This is a genomic window from Collinsella sp. D33t1_170424_A12, assembly GCF_015554865.1.
Taxonomy (GTDB): Bacteria; Actinomycetota; Coriobacteriia; order Coriobacteriales; family Coriobacteriaceae; genus Collinsella.
Genome location: NZ_JADNJJ010000050.1, coordinates 1 through 6,041, shown reverse-complemented (window position 1 = coordinate 6,041; position 6,041 = coordinate 1). Strand labels below are relative to the sequence as shown.

3 protein-coding genes are annotated in these 6,041 nt (G+C 69.2%); 1 reads left to right on the top strand and 2 read right to left on the bottom strand.

The genetic code is table 11. The features are described from left to right. Together I2E26_RS02455 and I2E26_RS02450 are read right to left on the bottom strand one after the other, a co-directional pair. Window positions 1–611: ABC transporter ATP-binding protein (locus I2E26_RS02455; protein ID WP_195419486.1), on the bottom strand; the 611-nt coding region annotated here is incomplete at its 3' end. Continuing rightward, entirely contained in the window at window positions 608–1,708 is a 1,101-nt protein-coding gene (locus I2E26_RS02450) for an iron ABC transporter permease (RefSeq protein WP_195419485.1), read from the bottom strand. The genes I2E26_RS02450 and I2E26_RS02455, both read right to left, overlap by 4 nt. A gap of 327 nt (window positions 1,709–2,035) precedes the next feature. Here I2E26_RS02450 and I2E26_RS02445 point away from each other — a divergent pair, with 327 nt between their 5' ends. Further along, window positions 2,036–5,881, top strand: a complete 3,846-nt coding sequence (locus tag I2E26_RS02445; RefSeq protein WP_195419484.1) for a phosphoribosylformylglycinamidine synthase — start codon at window positions 2,036–2,038, stop codon at window positions 5,879–5,881. Window positions 5,882–6,041: the final 160 nt, after the last annotated feature.

Genomic DNA, 6,041 nt, shown 5'->3' with positions numbered 1-6,041 from the left:
GTCGACTGGACGATGGAGAGGCCCTCGCGCGCCAGCTGGCGCACGCAGGCGAGCACGCGCATGGTGTTGCCGTAATCGAGCGCGCTCGTGGGCTCGTCCATGATGATGGTCCGCGCGTTCTGGGCCAGGGCCCGCGCGATGAGCGCCAGCTGCTGCTCGCCGCCGGAGACCTGCGTGGCGGGACGATGCGCCAAGCGGGCGATGCCCACGCGCTCCAGCGCCTCCCACGCGCGGCGCTCCTGCTCCGCGCTCGGCGTACCGAACAGGCCCACCTCGGGCGCGGTGCTCATAAGCACCATGTCGAGCACGCTGTAGTCGTAGACCGCATCATGCGACTGCGGGATGAACGCGACCTCGCGGGCGCGCTCGCGGGCCGTCATGACGCGCAGGTCGCGCCCGTTGACCTTGATCGAACCCGAATAGCCCTCCTCGAGGTTGAGCAGGCAGCGGAAGAGCGTCGACTTTCCGGCGCCGTTGGGGCCCAGCACGTTCACCAGCGTGCCGTCCGGCACGTCGAGGTCGATATGGCGCAAGACGTCATAGGGCTCGCCCGCCCCGCCGCAGCGTCGCGTGCCGTAGCTGAAGGACAGGTCACGGATCTCGATGCTCATACGCGGGCCCTCCTTTGCAAGATCAGGTAGAGGAAGAACGGCGCGCCCATGAAGGCGGTCAGGATTCCCAGGGGGATCTCGGCTGAATACGCCAGACGCGAAACGTTGTCCACCACCAGCAGGAACGACGCGCCGAACAGCATGCTCGCAGGCAGCAGGCGGCGGTAATCGCACCCGATCAGCATGCGCGCGACATGCGGCACGACCAGGCCGACCCAGCCGATCATGCCGCTGACGGACACGCTCGCCGCGGTGAGCAGCGTGGCGGCGAACATCACCGCCAGGCGCATGCGACGGGCGTCGACGCCCATGGTGCGCGCCTCGTCATCGCCCATGGTGAGCAGGTTGATGCGCCATCTGAGCGCGAACAGGATGCCCGCGCCCAGCAGCACGGGGGGCAGCACGAAGGCGATGTCGCCCGCCCGCGCGCTCGTGAGGCTGCCCATGAGCCAGTAGGTGATGGCGGGCAGCTGGTCGTTGGGGTCGGCGACGAGCTTGGCGAAGCTCACGCCCGCCTGGCACAGGCTGCTCACCATCACGCCCACCAGCACCACCGTGAGCGCATGGTCCACGCCGCGCGCGCGGCCGCTGACCGCCATCACGACGAGCACCGTTGCCATGGCGAACGCGAACGCCCACAGGGACACCGCATACGCGCCGGCACCCGTCAGCAGGGCGACGGCCGCGCCGAGCGCGGCCCCCTGGGAGGCGCCGAGGACGTCGGGAGACACGAGCGGGTTGCGAAACGTCCCCTGGAACGCCGCGCCCGCGGCGGCCAGGCTCGCGCCCACGATGACCGACAGCGCGATGCGCGGCAGGCGCACGTTGAAGAAGAGCGTGGCCTGCTGGTCGGTCCACACCTGTTCGACGGGGAGCACGCGGTCGACGAGCATGAGGACCGCGTGGACGGGATCGATGGGGAACCGGCCCAGCAGCAGCGAGGCGCCCATCAGCACGAGCAGCAGCACCCCCGCGGCGGCGATCACCAGGTTCGCATGGCGCCGCGCGACACCGATCGACGCGCGGGCCCGCACGGCGCCGCGCTCGCGCGCGGCGGGCGACGGCTCTGAAGATGTGGGCGGCAGGGGGTGGTTCATGCGGAAGCTCCTCGAGGTACTTTCGCCGTATTCGGCGGAACGGGCTTTATTCTCGCAAAGAAATAATTTGAGTCAAGAACAACGGGTAACAAGCGAAGCCGGCCGCATCGAGACCGAGCCCGGAGGCCGCACGCGGGCGGCAGCGCGCCAAGGTGCGGATACTCTGGTTGTTTCGGCACCTGAAAGCCCACAACCAGGGCGGGGTGTCGTATCATAAAGACGTTTATGTAACGTCGTCCGGCTCAAGGGGGCGCCGCGCGCGAAGGCGCGTCGCATCGACCGCCGCCGGCGACATGGTCCGACCGTTCCAACAGGAAGGCAGGCACAATGGTCTCTCGCGTTTACGTGGAGAAGAAACCCGGCTTCGATGTGGAAGCGCGGCAGCTCAAATCCGAGCTCGTCGACATCCTGGGCATCGAGACGCTGGCATCGCTCCGCCTCATCAACCGCTACGACGTGGAAGGCGCCGACGACGAGCTGTTCGCCCGCTGCGTCCCCACGGTGTTCTCCGAGCCGCAGGTCGACGTCGTCTACGACGAGCTGCCCGAGGGCGGCGTCGCGACGTTCGCCGTGGAGTTCCTCCCCGGCCAGTTCGACCAGCGCGCCGATTCCGCCAGCGAGTGCATCCAGCTCATCAGCCAGGGCGAGCGCCCGCACGTCCGCTCCGCCAAGGTCTACATCCTCGACGGCGACCTCTCCGATGCCGATATCGAGGCCATCAAGCGCTACGTGGTGAACCCCGTGGAGGCGCGCCTGGCCTCGCTCGAGCTGCCCGACACCCTCATCCAGGACGTCCCCGCCCCCGAGCCCGTCGAGGTCATCGACGGCTTCCGCGAGCTCGACGAGGCCGGCCTGGCCGCCTTCATCGCCGAGCGCGGCCTTGCCATGGACGAGGCGGACATCGCCTTCTGCCAGCAGTACTTCATCGATGAGGGCCGCGACCCCTCCATCACCGAGATCCGCGTGATCGACACCTACTGGTCCGACCACTGCCGCCACACCACCTTCGGCACCGTCCTCGAGAACATCGAGATCGACGACGCGACCGTCCAGGCCGCCTTCGAGCGCTACCTCGAGATGCGCCACGAGCTCGGCCGCGACGAGAAGCCCGTCTGCCTCATGGACATGGGCACCATCGGCGCCAAGTGGCTGAAAGCCCAGGGCACCCTCACCAACCTCGACGAGTCCGAGGAGATCAACGCCTGCACCGTCAAGGTGACCGTCGACGTGGACGGCGAGGACCAGGACTGGCTGTTCCTCTTCAAGAACGAGACCCACAACCACCCCACCGAGATCGAGCCCTTCGGCGGCGCGGCCACGTGCGTGGGCGGCGCCATCCGCGACCCGCTCTCGGGCCGCTCCTACGTCTACCAGGCCATGCGCGTCACCGGCGCGGCCGATCCGACCGTCCCCGTGTCCGAGACCATCGAGGGCAAGCTGCCCCAGCGCAAGCTCGTGACCACCGCGGCGGCCGGCTACTCCTCCTACGGCAACCAGATCGGCCTTGCCACCGGCCAGGTGTCCGAGCTCTACCACCCCGGCTACATGGCCAAGCGCATGGAGGTCGGCGCCGTGGTGGGCGCCGCGCCCGCAGGCAACGTCCGCCGCGAGGCACCTCAGCCCGGCGACAAGATCATCCTGCTCGGCGGCCGCACCGGCCGTGACGGCATCGGCGGCGCCACCGGCTCCTCCAAGGCCCACAACGTCGAGTCCATCGAGAAGGACGGCGCAGAGGTCCAGAAGGGCAACGCCCCCATGGAGCGCAAGCTGCAGCGCCTCTTCCGCCGCGGCGACGCCTGCCGCCTGATCAAGCGCTGCAACGACTTCGGCGCCGGCGGCGTCTCCGTCGCCGTGGGCGAGCTGGCCGAGGGCCTCTACATCGACCTCGACATGGTCACCAAGAAGTACGACGGCCTGGACGGCACCGAGCTCGCGATCTCCGAGTCCCAGGAGCGCATGGCCGTGGCCGTGGCCGAGGCCGACGTCGAGGAGTTCATGGGCTACGCCGAGGAGGAGAACCTCGAGGCGACCGTGATCGCCGAGGTCACGTGCGAGCCCCGCGTTCGCATGGCATGGCAGGGCGACGCCATCGTCGACCTCTCCCGCGAGTTCCTCAACTCCAACGGCGCGCCCAAGTTCCAGGACGTCCACGTTCCCGCCCAGGGCGTCGCGCCCATCGACCCCGAGAGCGACCTCGCGCAGGCCGCGCTCGAGGAGTTCGGCAGCCTCGAGAACGTCTTCGAGAGCACCGTGCCCATGGTTCCGGGCGCCGAGGAGGTCGACTCCTTCGCCGAGGCCATGCGCCTGCTCGTGAGCGACCTCAACGTCTGCTCCAACAAGGGCCTGTCCGAGCGCTTCGACTCCACCATCGGCGCGGCCACGGTCCTCATGCCCTTCGGCGGCACCCGCCAGCTCACCCCGAGCCAGGCCATGGTCGCCAAGTTCCCGGTCGACGGCGAGACCACCACGGTCTCCGGCATGGCCTGGGGCTTCAACCCGTACATCATGGAGGCCGACCAGTACCGCGGCGCCTACCTCTCCGTCGTCGAGAGCATCGCGCGCCTCGTGGCCACCGGCTTCGACCACACCAAGGCGTACCTCTCCTTCCAGGAGTACTTCGAGCGCCTGCGCGACGTCCCCGAGCGCTGGGGCAAGCCCATGGCCGCCGTCCTGGGCGCCCTCATGGCCCAGGTCGAGCTCGGCGCCGGCGCCATCGGCGGCAAGGACTCCATGTCCGGCTCCTTCGAGGACCTCGACGTCCCGCCGACCCTCATCTCCTTCGCCGTCGCCGTGGACAAGCTCGCCAACATCGTCTCGCCCGAGTTCAAGGGCGCCGGCCACCGCGTCGCGCTGATCCAGCCCGCCTACCAGGTCGACGACCTGCTGCCCGAGACCGACTCCCTGCTCGCCGCCTTCGGCGCCGTCGAGGGCCTCGTGCGCGAGGGCCGCGCGCTCGCCGTGTCCACCGCCGGCTTCGGCGGCCTGGCCGAGGCGCTCTTCAAGGCCTGCCTGGGCAACCGCATCGGCTTCACCGTGTCGGACGCCTACTACGAGGCCGACGCGCGCGACCTGTTCGACCACGCCTACGGCTGCTTCATCGTGGAGCTGGACGAGGGCGTGGCGCTGCCGCAGGTCGACGGCGTGGAGATCGTCGAGCTCGGCGTGACCTGCGAGCCCTACGAGCTCACCGCCTACGGCGAGACGCTCGATCTGGACGAGCTGCAGGAGGCCTGGGCGAGCGCGCTCGAGGGCGTGTTCCCCTACCGCAGCGCCGCCGACGACGTCGACGCCCCCGAGGAGCTCATTCCCGAGGAGCGCTACCGCTGCGAGGAGGAGGGCCGCGTCCGCGCGACCTACGGCGGACTCAAGATCGCCAAGCCCCGCGTGGTCATCCCCGTCTTCCCCGGCAACAACTGCGAGTTCGACTCCGCGCGCGCCTTCCGTGCCGCCGGCGCCGAGGCCGACGTCTTCGTGATCAACAACCTCACGCCCGAGCACGTGGCCGAATCCACCCGCGAGCTGGCGCGCCGCATCCGCGAGTCCCAGATCGTCATGATCCCCGGCGGCTTCTCCGGCGGCGACGAGCCCGACGGCTCCGCCAAGTTCATCACCGCGTTCTTCCGTGCACCCGAGGTCACCGAGGCTGTTCGCGACCTGCTGCAGTCCCGCGACGGCCTGATGCTCGGCATCTGCAACGGCTTCCAGGCGCTCGTCAAGCTGGGCCTCGTGCCCTACGGCGACATCGTGGACGCCACGGCTGACGCCCCGACGCTCACCTTCAACGAGATCGGCCGTCACCAGAGCCGCCTGGTCCGCACGCGCATCTGCAGCGACCTGTCGCCATGGCTCTCCCAGTGCGACCCCGAGGAGCTCTACACCGTGGCCATCTCCCACGGCGAGGGCCGCTTCGTGGCGAACGACGAGGTGCTGGAGCAGCTGCGCGCCGGCGGCCAGATCGCCACGCAGTACGTCGACGTGGCGGGCATGCCGTCCATGGACCTCGACGTGAACCCCAACGGCTCCGTGGCCTGCATCGAGGGCATCACCAGCCCCGACGGCCGCGTGTTCGGCAAGATGGGCCACGTGGAGCGCCGCGGCGATGGCCTGTACAAGAACGTCCCCGGCGAGAAGTTCATGCCGCTGTTCGAGAGCGGCGTCGCCTACTTCTCATAAGTGACTCAGCTTGGCACGAGGCGCCTGGCGCCGATTCGTCCGATAGCACGAAGGCCGCCGCTTGGTACGCAACCAAGCGGCGGCCTTTAATATGAGTTGAACATTGTCAAGAGGCAAAACCGGCCCGGCCGTCCGCGGAGCTACCGCGTACGGCCGGGCC

Coding starts and splice junctions, on each gene's coding strand:
- I2E26_RS02450 (WP_195419485.1), bottom strand. CDS start 1,708: ATGAACCACCCCCTGCCGCCCACATCTTCAGAGCCGTCGCCCGCCGCG.
- I2E26_RS02445 (WP_195419484.1), top strand. CDS start 2,036: ATGGTCTCTCGCGTTTACGTGGAGAAGAAACCCGGCTTCGATGTGGAA.